We start from the raw sequence: 18,448 nt of genomic DNA, 5'->3' as shown, positions 1-18,448 counted from the left end.
GATGTAAATCCCGTTGAACATATACTGACTGTACTGCGCATCCTGCTGAGCAGATGCCGGCCTTAACATCAGTAAAAATGATCCTGTTATTAACAATATAAATTTCTTCATCATCATAATATCTTAAAGGGAAACCAGGTTGTAACACCTGGTTTCCCTAAGCCTCTTATCTTAATTTTTAAATGCTCTGATTAACGTAATGTAACCTTTTAACACCTCAACCTCGTCGCTGCCTGCTCTTTTAACACGTAACAGATAGTAGTAAGTACCTTCATTCAATCCTTCGCCAGTCCAGTTATTCTGGTAGTTTTTAGAATGGAATACTTCATTACCCCAACGGTTCACAATCTGCAATTCATTAGATTGATATTGATTTAATCCTCTGATCTCGAACACATCGTTGATGCCATCACCGTTAGGTGTAAATAAGTTTGGCACTGTGATATTCGCAAACGTTGCGGTGAATGTTACTGCGGCTACATTTGTGTAATAACCAAAAGCATCTTTCACTCGGTATGTAAACGTATCCTCACCTACAAAACCAGGGTTAGCCGTATAAGTAACTGTTCCGTCCGGATTCACCACTACTTTACCATGTTGAGGCTGACTTACAATTTCAATAGTGAGCATATCAAAGGTAGAGTTACCCGGATCGTCGTTAGCCAATATATTAATTGTTTTTGGCGACCCGGATACATTGCCACCGATGTCATCAACCGCCCGTGGAGATTTAGGGAAGTTAGTTACCGTAGGCGTATTGTTGTTCTCAAGCGTTCCGGAAACATCAGATACATTTGCACCTCCCGTCGTTTTCGCATTCACTGTAGCAGTATTGGTTACCGTACCCAGGTCTTTATCAGCCTGTGTCAAAGTGTACACTTCCACATCGGTAACCGTTGTATTTGGCGCTAAACCTCCGGCAACCGTAATCACCTTATTGGTAATGCCCAGTTTCGCATCTGTTAAAGTAACGGTATTCAAAGTAACTGAACCTGTGTTTTTAATTGTAAAGGTATAAGTCACCTTGTTACCACTAAACGTTGCTGTTTTAATCAACGCAATGGCACCATTGTTTGGTATACTGGTAACTGTTGGCGTGTCATTTGTTTCAGCAGTACCAGAGATATCAGTGACTGGTAAGTTAGCCGGAGTTCTGGCATTCACATTTGCAGAGTTGGTCACGCTTCCTGCATCTTTATCTGCCTGAGTTAACTGGTAAACATAAGTATCCGTAATAATTGCTCCCGGAGCCATATTTCCTGAATACGTTTTGTTTAAACCAATTTTTGCATCAATCAGATTGACAATATGTAGGGTAACGTTTCCAGTATTCTTAATGCTAAAGCTGTAGGTAATGCTGTTACCATCGGTACTTACCGTTCCTGTTTTCACCAGGGCGATTGTTGAAGCTGGCGCAATTGGCGTCACCGTTGCATCATTCGCCGCCGGGGTATTCGGATCATCAGATACCTTGCTGATCGTACCTCCGTTTGGTGTTGAAGCGGTTGCACTTGCCTGGTTACTAAATGAACCATTATTCACTTCAGTCAATGTCAGGGTATGTTTCGCTGTAACAGTTACACTAATTCCCGGAGCAAGGCTTGCAATACCTGCAGGTAAAATTGAACCCGCATCAGCGCCAACATCTGTCACCGTAATATTGGTTAAGGCAACATTACCTGTATTGGTTACGATGATGTTATAATTAATCACATCACCTGCTTTGCTGACTGTATTAGTGGCTACTTTCGTTAAGCTAAATGCTGGTGCAGCCGTTGCTGTGATGGTTACCGGAATCATTACTGGAACACTTCCGCCTTTGCCGTCACTCACTGTGATGGTGAACGAATCAGTGCCTGAATAACCAGTAGCTGGTGTGTAAGTGTAGGTTCCATCTGCATTTACGACTACTGTTCCGTGTGCCGGTGTTGTAGTTAATGTAAATGTTAACGCATCGCCATCTACATCACTTGCCGTTACTGTACCTGTTTTAGGGGTATCTTGCAGTGTTGTGATTGCTGGTGATGAAGCAACCGGCGCATCATTAACTGAAACTACTGTCACATTAATGGTTACCGTTGTTGTTCCACCTTTACCATCGCTTACTGTTACCGTAAACACCTCTGGCCCGTTGTAGTTGGCAGCTGGTGTGTAAGTATAAGTTCCGTTTGCATTTAATACTACTGTACCATGAGCTGGTTGCGTAGCTATCGTAAATGTTAGCGGATCGCCGTCAACATCGCTTGCTGTAATGGTTCCGTTGACAGGCGTATCCTCATTTGTAGAAATGGCTGGCGCACTTGCCACAGGCGCATGATTTACTGGTGTAACTGTAACATTCACGGTTACGATTGCTGTCCCGCCTTTTCCATCACTGATCACAACAGTAAATGCATCAGTTCCTGTGTAATTTGGAGCCGGTGTATAAGTGTACGTTCCATCAGGATTCATTACTACAGTGCCACGACTTGGTTGTGTAGTTACCGTGTAGGTTAGTACATCACCATCAGCATCTGTTGCCGTAATTTTTCCATTAGCTGGCGTGCCTTCGCTGGTTGTCAATGCTGGGGCACTTGCCACAGGAGGTACGTTCGTTGCGGCTACAGACACATTTACGGTTACTGTGGTTGTACCACCTTTACCATCGCTTACTACTACTGTAAACGTATCGTTCCCGCTGTAGTTATTGTTTGGCGTGTAAGTAAATGTTCCGTCAGGATTTACTACGACTGTTCCATGTGCCGGCGGCGTTCCTACTGTATAAGTTAATGGATCACCATCTGCATCGGTTGCGGTAATGCTGCCGTTCACCGGAGTGTTTTTCAGGGTGTTTACATTAACCGGAGTAGTTGCTACCGGAGCATCGTTAACTGGTGTTACCGTAATGTTCACGGTTGCATTGGCTGTTCCGCCTTTACCATCGCTTACTGTTACCACGAAACTGTCTGTTCCATTGTAATTCAGTGCCGGGGTATAGGTGTATGTTCCGTTGGCATTAAATGCCAGGGTGCCATGTGCCGGCTGCGTGCTAACCGTAAAGGTTAGTGCATCACCGTCGGCATCCGTTGCCGTTACCGCGCCACTGTAAGCTGTATCTTCCGGAGTTGTAAATGCCGGAGCCGTAACTACCGGAGCCACATTGGTTGGAGCTACCGATACATTCACCGTTACGGTTGTTGTACCACCTTTACCATCGCTCACTACTACTGTAAACGTATCGTTTCCGCTGTAGTTATTGGCTGGTGTATAAGTGAATGTGCCGTCAGGGTTAACTACCACTGTACCATGTGCCGGCGCTGTACCTGCTGTATAAGTTAACGGATCACCATCCACATCAGTAGCAGTAATAGCTCCGCTTACCGGTGTGTTTTTGTTGGTGGTTAAGTTAACCGGAGTGGTAGCTACCGGTGCATCGTTAACCGGGGTAACCGTTACGTTGATAGTAACCGGAGTTGTTCCGCCTTTACCATCGCTTACTGTTACCACGAAACTGTCGGTTCCGTTGTAATCCTTTGCTGGTACATAAGTATATGTTCCATCAGGGATCACCGTCACTGTACCATGCGCCGGAGGCGTAGTCACCGTGAAGGTCAATGTATTTCCATCAGGATCTGTTGCCGTGATGGTACCGTTGGCAGCTGTGTCTTCCGGTGTAGTAATAGCCGGAGCGGTTACTACCGGAGCACGGTTGTCTCTGATGTTCACAGTTGCAGGTACAGTGCTTGCAGTAATCAATGCATTGCTTGTTGCAGCAGTCATTGTTAAGATTACTGTTTCATTACCTTCATTCAGGATATCATCCAGTACCGGAACCGATAAGGTTACCGACGTTTGGCCCGCAGGGATGGTAATCGTTGTACCTATTGAAGTATAATCTGCACCGCTTGTCGCTGTTCCGCTTACGGCAGACGTAATCTGCGTATCAGTTGACGCAGGACTACTTAAAGTAAAGGTAAACTGACCCGGTGTGCCTGGTTCAGCACCATCTGCCGTAGCTGTTACGGTTACTGTTGCAGTGTTGCCATCAATAATGTTGATGGTTGCCGGACTGCTATTTACATTAACCAGCGGGTTGTTACTTACTGTTAAGGTTGCTACTACCGTTTCGTTACCTTCTACAATCGCATCTGCCAGTACCGGAATGGTAATCGTAGCCGATGTTTGTCCCGCAGGAATGGTCACTGTTTTAGGTGTTACCGCCGTGTAGTCCGTTCCTTCGGTCGCCTGTCCGCTTAGGGTAAAGGTTAGTTGCGTATCGGTAGCCGATGGTTTGCTTAAAGTAACGGTGAAGTTTCCGCTGATCAATCCATTTTCATTACCATCATTAGCTGCTGTAATGCTGGCTACAGAACTATCATTATCGATAATGGTTGTAGTTGCTGTACCTGTCACAATGCCTACCAGTGCAGTGCTCACATTGCTGATCGAAGCACTGAATGTTTCATTAGCCTCAATCAGGTTATCGTCAATTACCGGAACCGTAAAGGTTAAGGTAGTTCCTGCTGCCGAGCCTGCAGGGAAGGTTAATGTTCCGCTGGTGGCTGTGTAATCTAAACCAGCTGTAGCCGTTCCGTCAGCTGTAGCGTAGGCTACTGTAAATGCATTCTGTACGGCATTGCTCAATGTTACCACAAAGGTAGCTGTACCTGCGTCTTCATTAACTGTAGGTGCAGTAGAAATGCTCACTGTTGCGGTGTTATTATCCACAATATTAATGGTGGCTGGTACATTGCTGATTGTAATCAATGGATTGCCTGAGCTTACCAGTGTTGCAATCACAGTTTCAGGTCCTTCAACCAATCCATCAACCTGTACAGGGATAGTAATAGTTGCCGAAAGCTGTCCAGCCGGTATGGTTACCGTTTTGGTAGTAATCGCCGCGTAGTCGGTTCCTTCAGTAGCGGTACCACTTAAAGTATACGTGATCTGCGTGTCCGTTGCCGAAGGATTGTTCAAACGAACCTCGAATGTACCATTAAGCGGTCCTGCTTCATTGCCGTTTGTACCGGCAACGATGGTGGCAATAGATGAGCCGCTGTCAGTGATATTTACTGTAGCAGGTGTAGTGCTTGCCGTGATTGCAGGGTTATTGGTTACCGCGTTCATCGTTAAGATCACCGTTTCTGTTCCCTCTACCAGGTTATCGCTTAATACTGGTACCGATACCTTGGCCGTTGTTTGTCCGGCTGGGATAGTTACGGTATTGCCAATTGAAGTATAATCTGTTCCACTGGTTGCTGTTCCGCTTACGGTGTAAGTAATTATTGTAGGCGTTGTTGAAGCATTGCTCAAAGTAAATGTAAACTCACCTGCTGTATTTGGCTCTGCGCCATCTGCTGTAGCAGCCACAGTTACCAATGCAATTGTATTATCGGTAATGTTGATGGTTGCAGGAGTAGTATTTACGACTACCAGTGCACTGTTAGAAGCAGTTAAAGTGGCTACCACCGTTTCAATTCCTTCAACCAGGTTATCTGTTAATACAGGGATAGTAATGGTTGCTTTGGTTTGACCGGCAGGAATGATTACCGTTTTGGTTGCGATGTTTGTATAATCAACACCTTCAGCTGCACTTCCACCCAAGGTATAGGTAATTTGTGTATCTGTAGATGAAGGGTTACTCAACTCAATGGTAAACGTACCACTCACTGGTCCGGCTTCACTACCGTTGGTACCAGCTACGATTTTAGCTGTTGCCTGGTCGTCGTCGGCAATAGTAATGGTTGCCCTACCGTTACCGATCGTCACCAATCCACCACTTACATTGGTAATGATACCATCAAATGTTTCTGTTGGCTCCGCAATGTTATCGTCAATAATCGGCACAGTGAAAGTTAAGGTTGCACCGGCAGCCGAGCCTGCAGGGAAGGTTAATGTTCCGCTGGTGGCTACGTAGTCAGTTCCTGCTTTCGCTGTTCCGTCGGCTGTTCCGTAATCCACATTAAATGCATCCTGTACTGCACCACTTAACGTGATGGTAAAGGTTGCCGTACCTGCCGATTCGTTGATATTGGCCTGCGATATTGAAATGCTCGCTGTTACATTGTTATTATCAATAATGTTGATGGTTGCAGGGGCATTGCTAACTGATACGAGAGAGCTGTTTGTTCCTGTTAAGGTTAACTCTACCGTTTCGTTACCTTCTACAATGTTATCGGTTACCACAGGAATCGTTACCGTAGCGGTGGTTTGTCCCGCAGGAATAGTTACCGTTTTGGTAATTGCCGTGTAGTCCGTTCCCTCTGTTGCTGTACCGCCCACACTGAAAGTAATCTGTGTATCAGTTGATGACGGTTTGCTCAAGGTGATCGTGAATGTTCCGCTTACCGGACCATTCTCATTTCCATCTACTCCCGGAGTTACCGTAGCTACAGAGGTATCATTATCAGTAATGCTTACGTTAGCCGTTGCGGTTGCAATGGTTACTACACCACCAGTGATGTTGCTTAAGCTTGCACTGAATGTTTCTGTAGCCTCAACAACGTTGTCATCATTGATTGGTACCGTAAACGATAGCGTAGTGCCAGCAGCCGATCCGGCAGGGAAAGTTAAGGTTCCGTTAGTTGCGGTGAAGTCTGCTCCTGCTATTGCCGTTCCGTTGGCCGTTGCATAATCAACGCTAAAGGTATTCTGTACAGCTTTACTTAATGTTACCGTGAAGGTTGCAGTTCCTGCGCCTTCATTAATTACCGGTGTAGATGAAATGCTCACTGTAGCGGCATCTTCATCTAAGATGTTGATGCTTGCCGGAGTTGTACTTACCGTAATAGCCGGATTACTCGAATTGGTTAATGTCGCAATTATGGTTTCCGTACCCTCAGCCAGGTCATCAGCCAATACCGGAATGGTAATGGTTGCTGTTGTTGCACCTGCCGGGATCACAATCGTTTTGGTAACTGCACTGTAATCCGAGCTTTCGGTAGCTGTACCACCTAATGTAAAGGTTAACGTGGTTGGCGTAGCCGATGGATTGCTTAAGGTTATTTTAAACACGCCACTTACCTGGCCGTTTTCATCACCATTGGTATCAGCTGTAATGGTTGCAACAGCTGTATCATTGTCGGCAATGGTTACCGTAGCAGGGCTTGCGCCTATTGCTACATCCGCCCCCTGAACATTGCTCAATCCAACGGTAAACGATTCAGAATTTTCAACGATGTTATCGTCGATAATCGGAATCACCACATTCAGTACTGTACCTGCAGGTGAATTGGCAGGGAAAGTTAATGTTCCGCTGGTGGCTGTAAAGTCAAGTCCTGAAGTTGCAGTTCCGCTTGCTGTAGCATAATCTACAGTGAAGCTGTTCTGAACCGCAATGTTTAACGTTACCGATAAGGTTACTGTTCCTACCGATTCAGGTACGCTTGCTGCATTGATTGAAATGCTCACGTTCGCCGTATTCGCATCAAGAATATTGATACTCGCCGGTGTATTATTTACTGAAATTGCAGGATTGTTCGATGTACCTAAAGTAGCTACAATAGTTTCAATCGGTTCAGCAATTGCATCCACCAAAACAGGGATACTAATGGTAGCGCTGGTTTGTCCTGCAGGGATGGTAATGGTTTTGGTTACCGTAGTGTAATCTGTACCTTCAGTAGCTGTACCACTTAAAGTAAAGGTAATATCAGTTGATGTAGACGAAGGATTGCTCAGGCTTACGATAAATGTTCCGTTAACCGGACCAGTTTCGTTACCATTGGTTCCAGGCGCAATGCTGGCAACAGCAGTATCGTTGTCGGTAATGCTTACCGTAGCTGTTGCGGTGCCAATAGTTACCGCTGCCCCCTGAACATTACTGATTGTAGCGCTGAATATTTCAGTTGGTTCAACCAGGTTATCATCAATTACAGGAACGGTAAAGGTTAAGGTTGCACCGGCAGCAGAACCCGCAGGGAATGTTAAAGTACCCGCTGTTGCGGTGTAATCTGTTCCCGCTGTTGCTGTACCGTCAACCGTTTTGTAATCAACAGTAAAGTTGTTTTGAACGGCAGCACTTAAAGTTACCGTAAAGGTAGCCGTGCCTGCATTTTCATTAATTACCGGAGTAGTTGAAATGCTTACTGTAGCGGTGCTGTTATCCAGAATATTGATGCTTGCAGGTAAATTGCTCACACTAATCGCCGGATTATTTGAAGATGCCAGTGTTAACGTTACCGTTTCAGTTCCCTCAACAATCGCATCAGCCGTTACCGGAATGTTGATAGTTGCTGTAGTAGCACCTGCCGGGATGATAACCGTTTTAACGATAGTACTGTAATCGCTTCCTTCGGTTGCTGTACCGCCTACCGTAAAGGTTATCGCAGTTGGTGTTGCCGATGGATGGTTTAGACTTACAATGAACGTTCCGTTTACAGGACCGTTTTCATTACCATCTACACCACGCGTTACTGTAGCCACCGCCGTATCGTTATCAGCGATATTGACCGTTGCAGGTGTAGTACTTGCTGTAACCGACGGATTGCTGATAACAGCAGTCATGGTTAAAATTACCGTTTCTGTTGGTTCAACAATATCGTCATCTAATACCGGAACCGATACCGTTGCAGTAGTTTGTCCGGCAAGGATCGTTACGCTACTACCTATCAAGGTATAATCAGTACCGCTGGTAGCAGTACCTGTTACCGTGTAGTTCACCACTGTGTTTGTTGATGACACATTGCTCAGGGTAAAGGTAAATAAGCCTGCATTGTTAGGCTCTGCACCATTTGTTGTTGCTGCCACAGTTACCGTAGCCTGCGTATTATCAGTAATGTTGATCGTTGCAGGTGTAGTGCTTGTAGTTACAGCGGCATTGTTTGTCGATCCAAGGCTGATGATCACAGTTTCAGTACCTTCAACAATATTATCGGTTAATACCGGAATGGTGATGGTTCCTGTGGTAGCACCTGCAGGGATAGTAATTGATTTTAATACAATCGGCGTGTAGTCCGTTCCTTCTGTCGCTGTACCGCCAACTGTGTAGGTTATGCTAGTTGGCGTAGCCGATGGATTGCTTAAGGTTACAATAAATGTACCGTTTACAGGTCCGTTTTCTGATCCGTTAACTCCCGGAGCAATCGATGCTACCGAGGTATCGTTATCAGTAATATTTACCGTTGCAGGGGTAGTACTTGCGGTAACAGATGGATTGCTGGTTGCAGCAGCCATCGTTAAGATTACTGTTTCTGTTGGCTCAACAATATTATCATCCAATACCGGTACAGTTACAGTTGCTGTAGTAGCACCCGCCGGGATGGTAACAGTTGTACCAAAAGCAGTGTAATCTGCTCCGCTGGTAGCGGTACCGATTACTGCGAAGGTAATCTGTGTAGCCGTGGTTGATGGGTTGCTCATGGTGAAGGTGAACAATCCGTTAGTAGCTGGCTCTGCACCGTTTGTGGTTGCCGCTACGGTTACCGTAGCTGTAGTGTTATCTGTAATGTTGATCGTTGCCGGTGTATTGCTGATCGTTACCAGTGGATTAGCACTATTGGTTAGGGTAGCAATTACGGTTTCAGTACCTTCTACCAATGCGTCGGCTAATACCGGAATGGTGATGGTACCTGTAGTTGATCCGGCAGGGATTGTAATGGTTTTGGTTACCATAGTGTAATCCGTTCCTTCAGTAGCCGTTCCGCCTAAAGTAAAGGTTAGCGTAGTAGGTGTACTTGATGGATTGCTTAAGGTAACTGTGAATGTTCCGTTAACCGGACCGTTTTCACTTCCGGTTGTTCCTGCTGTAATGGTCGCTACAGTAGTATCATTATCAGTAATGTTCACAGTTGCCGGTGTAGTACTTGCTGTAACCGCTGGGTTGCTGGTTGCAGCAGCCATCGTCAACACGACAGTTTCTGCACCCTCGGCAATATTATCATCCAATACCGGTACCGATAAGGTTACCGAAGTTTGACCTGCCGGGATGGTGATACTGGTTCCGATGGCAGTGTAATCTGCACCGCTGGTAGCTGTACCACCTACAGTAAAGTTAACCTGTGTATCGGTTGTAGATACATTACTTAAAGTGAAGGTAAATAATCCGGCTGTTGAAGGCTCTGCTCCATCATTGGTAGCCGCTACCGTAACTGTTGCGGTAGTGTTATCGAAAATGTTGATGCTTGCAGGTGTGTTGCCTATTGTTACCAATGGATTAGAGCTGTTGGTTAACGTTAATACAACAGTTTCTGTGCCCTCAACTATATTATCTACCAATACCGGAATGGTAATCGTGCCTGTAGTTTCACCTGCAGGAATCGTAATGGTTTTAGTTACAATGGTACTGAAATCGCTTCCTTCAATAGCTGTACCACCTAAAGTATAGGTAATGGTAGTTGGCTGAGATGAAGGGTTGCTTAAGGTTACGGTAAATGTTCCGTTAACCGGTCCGTTTTCGTTACCCGCAATACCAGGAGTAACTGTAGCTACTGATGCATCGTTATCTACAATGGTTGCTGTAGCCGTAGCATTGCTGATTACTACTACCCCACCGGTAATACCACTTAGGGTAGCCGTAAAGGTTTCAGATGGCTCAGCAATGTTATCATCAGTAATGCCAACTGTGAAAGTCACGGTTGCTCCGGCAGCTGATCCCGCAGGGAAAGTTAAAGTGCCCGATTTCGAAGTATAATCTGCACCGGCAATGGCTGTAACATCGGCAGTAGCATAGTTTACACTAAAGGCATCCTGTACAGCATTGTTAAGCGTTACGGTAAAGGTTGCAGTACCTGCTCCCTCGTTCACTGTTGGCGTAGTAGAAATACTTACGCTGGCAGTATTGGCATCCAGAATGTTGATGGTTGCCGTAGCCGGGCTAACTGTTATTGCAGGATTACTTGAAGTACCCAGAGTAGCAATTACGGTTTCTACCGGTTCAGTCACTGCATCTGTTAATACCGGAATTGTAATGGTACCCGCAGTCTGACCCGCAGGGATGGTAATGGTTTTCGTAGTGATGGTTGAGTAATCCGAACCTTCAGTAGCCGTACCACCTAAAGTATAGGTAATCTGCGTATCTGTTGATGATGGTTTGCTCAGGGTAACCACAAATGTTCCGTTCACCGGACCGGTTTCATTACCGTTAACACCCGGTGTAATGCTTGCCACCGATGTATCGTTATCAGTAATAGTTACCGTAGCAGTACCCGTACCAATGGTTACCAATGGTGTTGATACATTGCTCAATACCGCATTGAATGTTTCATTCGGTTCAACCAGGTTGTCATCATTAATTGGCACCGTGAACGTTAAGGTAGCTCCCGCTGCAGAATTTGCAGGGAAAGTTAAGGTTCCGCTGGTCGCAATATAGTCTAATGCCGTACCCGCTAATGCTGTACCGTCGGCAGTAGCATAATTCACTGTAAAGGCATTTTGTACAGCAGTACTCAATGTTACAGTGAAAGTCGCTGTACCGGCAGCTTCGTTTACACTGGTTGGTGTTGCCGAAATACTTACTGTTGCAGTGTTGGCATCAGTAATATTAATCGAAGCTGGTGTATCATCTACGGTTACCAATGGATTTGTAGATGTACCTAATTTAGCGATTACCGTTTCAGTTCCTTCCACAACAACATCTGCCAGTACCGGAATGGTTATGGTAGCCGTGGTAGCACCTGCCGGAATGGTTACCGTTTTGGTGGTAATGGTACTGTAATCGCTGCCTTCAGTAGCTGTACCGGTTAAGGTATAGGTAATGGTAGTTGGCTGCGATGACGGATTGCTCAATGTAACGGTAAATGTTCCGTTAACCGGACCGCTCTCACTACCGGCAATACCTGGCGTAATGGTAGCCGTAACCGTATCATTGTCTGTAATGTTTACTGTCGCCGGTGTAGTGCTGGCTGTAATTGATGGATTGCTGGTCGCAGCAGTCATCGTTAAGATCACAGTTTCATTTCCTTCGGCAATGTTATCATCCAGTACCGGAACCGACAGCGTTGCTATAGTTTGTCCGGCAGGGATGGTAATCGTTGTGCCTAATGAAGTGTAGTCGGCACCACTTGTAGCTGTTCCGCTTACTGCAAAAGTAATCTGCGTAGCAGTTGATGCTGCATTGCTTAACGTAAAGGTGAACTGACCTGGTGTGTTAGGCTCTGCCCCATCCGCTGTTGCAGCAACAGTTACCGTTGCTGTGGTGTTATCTGCAATATTGATGGTGGCAGGCGTATTGCTCACTGTCACAGCAGTATTGTTAGCAGCTGTCAGAGTTGCAATTACCGTTTCTGTTCCTTCAACAATATTATCTGTAATTACCGGAATAGTAATCGTTCCTGTCGTCTGACCGGCAGGAATAGTAATGGTTTTGGTGGTAATGGTTGAGTAGTCTGAACCCTCTGCAGCCGTACCGCCCAAAGTATAGGTAATCTGTGTATCAGTTGATGAAGCCTTGCTCAGGGTAACCGTAAATGTTCCTGCCACAGGGCCGGCTTCACTTCCGTTTGTACCCGGTGCAATTGAAGCTACCGCAGTATCATTATCAACGATGGTTACTGTAGCCGTTGCTGTTCCAATGGTAACCAGGTTACCGGTTACGTTGCTGATCGTTGCATCGAAAGTTTCGCTGGCTTCTACCAGATTATCATCAATGATTGGAACGGTGAAGGTTAACGTTGCTCCTGCTGCAGAATTAGTAGGGAAGGTTAATGTTCCGCTGGTCGTATTGTAATCGCTGCCCTGCATTGCTGTACCATCCACTGTGGTGTAGCTTACATTAAACGCACTTTGTACCGCATTGCTTAAAGTTACTGTGAAAGTAGCTGTTCCGGCATTTTCGTTTATGCTGGTTGGTGTAGCCGAAATGCTTACAGTAGCCGGATCGTTATCAGTAATCGTACCGATACCTTCAGCCTGTGTAATTGTAGCAGGCGCACTTGCTCCGCTTAAGGTTACTTTAAAGTTTTCTGAAGCTTCGGTTGCATTATCATCCGTGATGGCAATTAAAATCGTTTGTGTTGCACCACTTACCGATCCCGCGGGGAAAGTAACTGTACCGGTTTTAGCCGTATAGTCAGCTCCTGCCACGGCAGTATTGTCCGAAGTAGCGTAATTCACTGAAATTGCATTCTGCGTATTTCCGGTTAAGGTTACTGTAAATGTCATGGTTCCGGCATTTTCAGCAGCGGTTACACTGTTGATTGCCAGGCTCACCACATCATCATCAGTAATGGTTGCCGTACCTGTTGCTCCGGCAGCAGGAATAGTTACCGGCGAACCTGCGCTTACGCCGGTTAATGTAGCCGTAAAGGTTTCAGTTAATTCGGCAATGTTATCGTTAAGTACCGGAACATCAAAAGTTTGTGTTGCTCCGCTAACCGATCTCGAAGGGAAGGTTACCGAACCCGTAGTGGCGGTGTAATCAGAACCTGCAACAGCAGTACCGTTAGCAGTGGTAAAGTTTACGGTAAAGGCATTCTGAACATTACCGGTTAAGGTTACTGTGAAAGTAGCTTTACCTGCATTTTCCACAACAGTTACATTATTTACCGCAACCGTAGCCACATCATTATCTGTAATATTTACAGTTGCAGGTGTGGTACTTGCTGTAATCGCTGCGTTGCTGGTGGCAACAGTCATGGTTAAAATCACCGTCTCTGTTCCTTCAGCCAGGTTATCAGCCTGTACGATTACCGGAAGGGTTACCGAAGTCTGTCCTGCCGGAATAGTAATTGTGGTGCCTAAAGCACTGTAATCCGTTCCGCTTGTAGCTGATCCGGTTACGGCAAAGGTTACCTGTGTATCGGTTGTTGACGGGTTACTTAACGTGAAGGTAAATAATCCGTTTGTTGATGGCTCAGCTGCATTCGTTGTGGCTGCTACCGTAACAGTTGCCGTCGTATTATCAGCAATGTTGATGGTTGCCGTTTGATTTGCCGGTGTCGGGCTAACCGTTGCAATTGCACTGTTTGTAGAAACCAGGTTAATTACTACGGTTTCTGTTCCTTCTACCAGGTTATCGGTTTTCACCGGAATGGTAATCGTTCCTGTAGTTGCTCCTGCAGGGATGGTAATGGTACGTGTAATCGCTGCGTAGTCATCACCTTCTGTAGCAGTACCACCTACATTATAGGTGATCTGTGTATCGGTTGACGATGGATTGCTCAGGGTTACGGTAAATGTTCCATTAACCGGACCGTTCTCGCTTCCGCTAATACCGGCAGCGATTGATACCGTTGCGGCATCGTTATCTGCAATAGTTGCCGTAGCTGTAGCATTGCTGATCACTACAGTTCCTCCGGTGATACCACTTAAAGTAGCCGTAAAGGTTTCGTTAGGCTCGGCAATATTGTCATTTAAAATCGGCACAGTAAAGGTCAGTACAGTTCCTGCCGGAGAATTAGCCGGGAAGTTTAAGGTACCTGTAGTCGATGTATAATCCGATCCTGCGATAGCAGTTCCGTCAGCCGTAGCATAATTTACACTGAATGCATTTTGCACCGCATTGTTTAAGGTTACACTGAAAGTAGCTGTACCTGCCGACTCATTTACAGTTGGCGTAGTAGAAATACTCACACTTGCCGTGTTCGCATCTTGAATGGTGATGGTAGCTGTTTTATCTGCCGCCGTTGGTGTAATGGTTACCAGTGTGCTGGTGGTTGAAATCAGGTTAATTGTTACATTCTCTGTATTTTCAGTGATGTTATCCTGTTTAACCGGAATGGTAATTGTACCTGTTGTCGCTCCCGCAGGAATGATAATGGTACGTGGAATAGCTGTATAATCATCGCCTTCGGTAGCTGTGCCGCCTACAGTATAGGTAATCTCCGTATCAGTTGACGATGGTTTACTTAAAGTAATAATAAACGTTCCGTTTACAGGACCGGTTTCATCGCCGTTTACGCCTGCAGCAATACTTGCTACCGAACTATCGTTATCAATAATGGTTACTGAAGCTGTACCTGTAGCAATGGTTACCAGTGGTGTGGATACATTGTTCAGTACCGCACTGAATGTTTCATTGGTTTCAACCAGGTTATCGTTATTGATTGGAACAGTGAAGGTTTTGGTTGTACCTGCTGCTGATCCTGCATCGAAAGTAATCGTACCCGAAGTAGCAATGTAATCGAGTGCCGATCCGGCTTTTGCTGTACCATCAGCAGTTGCATAGTTCACGGTAAAGCTGTTCTGCACCGCTGAATTCAGAGTAACGGTAAAGGTCGCTGTACCATCTGCTTCGTTTACACTGGTTGGCGTAGCAGAAATACTCACCGTTGCCGCATTGTTATCAAGGATATTGATCGTTGCGGTTTTATCTGCAGCAACGGGGCTTATCGTGATTAACGGGTTATTTGTAGCGGTAAGTGTTGCAATTACAGTTTCTGTACCTTCAACCAATGCATCCGTTTTAACCGGAATGGTGATGGTGGCGGTAGTCGCATTCGCAGGAATGGTAATTGTTTTGGTTACTGCAGTATAGTCATCGCCTTCTGTTGCTGTTCCTCCTAAAGTGAAGATTACATCTGTTGGTGTAGAAGATAGAGCACTTAAGGTAACAGTAAAGGTTCCGTTAACCGGACCGTTTTCATTGCCGTCAACACCAGCGGTGATTTTAACCGTTGCTGCATCTGTATCGGTAATGGTCATGGTTGCCAAACCTGTTCCAACCGTTACCAGCGATCCGCTTACATTGGTAATGGAAGCGGTAAAGGTTTCAGAAGGTTCAACAACATTGTCGTTTAAGATCGGAACGGTGAAAGTATAAGTCGCACCGGCAACCGATCCCGCAGGGAAAGTATAAGTACCAGTTGTAGTCGTGTAGTCAGATCCTGCCACAGCGGTTCCGTCGGCCGTACCATAAGTAACGGTAAAGGCATCCTGTACTGCTGTACTCAGGGTAATAGTAAAGTTAGCCGTAGCACCTGCTGCTTCAGCCACACTGTTTGGTGTTGCTGCAATGCTTACCGTAGCGGCATCATTATCTACAATTGAGGTAGTTACTGCTGCTGTACCTAAGGTAACCACACCTGTTGGGTTACTGATAGTTGCGGTGTAATTCTCTGTTGGTTCAGCAATCAGATCATTCACAATCGAAACTGTAAACGTCCTGGTTGTTCCCACCGGAGAAGCCGCAGGGAAATTCAACACACCTGATGAGAAGGTATAATCAGATCCCGAAGTTGCGGTACCTGCCGTGACACCAGTCGTTACTGTAGCTGCATCCTGTAGCGATTTTCCTGCCGCACCGGTTAAGGTTACGGTGTAGGTTGCTGTACCATCTGCTTCATTTACCGAAGCTGGTCCGGTTAGGACAAATGTTAAGGCATCGTTGTCAGTAATGCTGGTGGTAACCGAAGCAGGTGTACCCAAAGTAGCCGCACCTGTAGGGTTACTGATCGTAGCCGTGTAGGTTTCGGTAGGTTCTGCTAAATTATCATCAACAATGGTTACTGTAAAGGTTTGTGTAGCGCCTACTGCCGATCCTGCCGGGAAGGTTAAAGTTCCCGAAGTAAAGGTATAGTCGTTACCTAAAGTAGCTGTACCTGCAGTTACACTAGTAGTCACGGTTACTGCATTCTGGATGGTAGTGCCTGTTGTTCCTGTTAACGTTGCCGTGTAGGTTACAGCACCTGCATTTTCAGCAACAGTCGCCGGTCCGCTCAGCACAACTGTTACCGCATCATTATCGGTTATGGTAGTGGTTACGCTGGCATTGCCTAAAGTAGCCACTCCTGTTGGGTTACTGATAAATGCAGTAAAAGTTTCGTTAGCCTCAGCAACATTATCATCAACAATACTTACGGTAAAGGTTTGCGTATCGCCCACAGTTGAACCTGCCGCGAAAGTAACCGTACCTGCAGTAAAGTTATAGTCAGAACCAGCGGTAGCTGTTCCGGCAGTTACTCCGGTAGTTGCGCTTACTGCGTTCTGTATCGTTGTTCCGGTAATTCCGGTTAAGGTTACGGTATAAGTAACAGTTCCTGCGTTTTCATTTACTGTCGCAGGTCCGGTTAATACTAAAGTAACCGCATCGTTATCGTTAATGGTAGTGGTTACGCTGGCGTTGCCTAAAGTTGCCACACCTGTTGGTGAGCTGATTGAAGCCGTATAGGTCTCCGGTCCTTCTGCCCTGTTATCATCAACAATACCTACAGTGAAGGTTTGGGTATCTCCCACTACTGATCCCGCAGGGAAAGTAACCGTAGTTGGAGATGTGAAGGTATAGTCGCTGGTTAACGATGCTGTACCCGGAGCCACGTTAGCCTGAACAGTAACGGCATTCTGGATAGATCCGCCATTGGTGCCGGTTAAAGTAACCGTATAGGTTGCAGTTCCTGCACCTTCGCTAACGGTTGATGGTCCGCTGAGTACCAGGGTAACTGCATCGTCATCATTGATCGTTGTAGTCACACTATTTGGTGTACCTAAGGTCACATTACCTGTTGGCGTGCTGATTGAAGCGGTATAAGTTTCATTACCTTCTGCAATTAAATCGCCTATTACATTCACCGTAAAGGTTTGCGTTGCACCTACCGCTGCACCTGCAGCAAAGTTTAATGTGCCTCCAACTGGAGCAGTAAATGTATAATCGCTTCCAGCTGTAGCACTACCCGCTGTAACAACCGGTGTTACGGTTGAAGCATCACGGATCGTGGTACCTGCCGGGCCAGCTAATGTAGCTGTGTAAGTAACTGTCTTAGTACCTGAGTTTCCTTCTGTTACTGAACTCGCTCCGCTCAATACCACAGTCATCACATCGTTATCGATGATGTTAACTGTAGCAGTTGCAGGGGTAACCGTAACTGAAGGGTTGTTGGTTGTAAATGAACTTAAAATAATCGTCTCATTACCTTCAACAATCAGGTCATTGGTTACCGTGATCGGAACGGTGATGCTTGTTTGTCCAGCTAAAATTGTAGCTGTAGTTGTAATGGTGCTATAATCTGTACCATTGGTAGCTGTACCACCAATGGTATAGGTAATCTGGGTATCGGTACTGGCAGGTGCACTCAGCGTAAATACGAATGAACCGTTGCCTCCACCTTCAGTACCATCTGTAGTCGCTACAGTGATTGTAGCTGAATCATCGTTGGTAATGGTAGTGGTAACGCTTGCTGGTGTACCCAAAGTAACGTTGCCTGTTGGCGTAGTGATTGCTGCTGTATAGGTTTCATCTGGCTCAACGGTAAGGTCACCATTGATGGTTACCGTAAAGCTTGCGGTTGCACCAACTGCAGATCCCGCAGGGAAAGTTAACACACCTCCGGCTGGAGCAGTAAATGTATAATCGCTTCCAGCTGTAGCACTGCCCGCTGTAACAACAGGCGTTACTGTTGAAGCATCACGGATCGTGGTACCCGCAGGACCAGCCAAAGTTGCGGTATAAGTAACTGTCTTAGTACCTGAGTTGCCTTCTGTTACTGAACTTGCTCCGCTCAATACCACGCTCATCACATCATTATCGATGATGTTAACCGTAGCTGTTGCAGGGGTAACCGTAACTGAAGGGTTATTGGTGCCTGTAAAGGTCAGTACAACG

The 18,448-nt window shown here is 46.0% G+C and carries 1 protein-coding gene; it reads right to left on the bottom strand.

What is annotated here, in order from left to right; genetic code table 11:
- Window positions 1–171: 171 nt before the first annotated feature.
- On the bottom strand, window positions 172–18,360 hold the full coding sequence (locus AC570I_RS20590; RefSeq protein WP_497407010.1) for a Calx-beta domain-containing protein: 18,189 nt from the start codon (window positions 18,358–18,360) through the stop codon (window positions 172–174).
- Between the last annotated feature and the right edge of the window lie 88 nt (window positions 18,361–18,448).

The sequence above is a fragment of the Pedobacter sp. A2324 genome (assembly GCF_059693705.1).
The sequence above is the reverse complement of the archived record's forward strand: the minus strand, read 5'-3'. Positions and strand labels throughout refer to the sequence as shown.